General features: G+C 61.8%; 1 pseudogene. It reads left to right on the plus strand.

Annotated elements, in window-relative coordinates:
- Positions 1 to 85 precede the first annotated feature (85 nt).
- Positions 86 to 403, plus strand: a pseudogene (locus tag LPA54_RS40825) (hypothetical protein); the annotation flags it as partial.

Raw genomic sequence — 403 nt, forward strand, 5'->3', positions numbered from 1 at the left:
CTCCGGCACCGAGTACGACTCCCTGAAACTGGCGGGCTGGGCTCAGGACTTTCAGGACGCGCGAGCTGCTGCCAATATCGTCGCCATGGGCGACGACGCCTCTCCCGAGGAGATCGCCCGCCTGAACAAGTACTTCGAGAACAACAGGGGCGATCGGTACTTCGCCGAGCGCTTCGCCCTAGAGGTTGGTGTCAAGGGCAACTTGGAGTACTGGGTCGACATGGGCGACCCGAGCGACGGCTCCCGACTGGGCGTGGACCATCCCAAGGAGATCAAGGAACTCCAGAAGAACTGGAGTCTGACGCTGGCTGCGGCGACCCACTCGAACAGCCCGGCCATGGATCAGTGGAAAGCTGACGTAATCAAAGCCGGTGATGACATGGTACGGAGTCGTGGCACCTCC

It is taken from the genome of Streptomyces sp. DH12, from assembly GCF_020873895.1.
Lineage (GTDB): Bacteria > Actinomycetota > Actinomycetes > Streptomycetales > Streptomycetaceae > Streptomyces.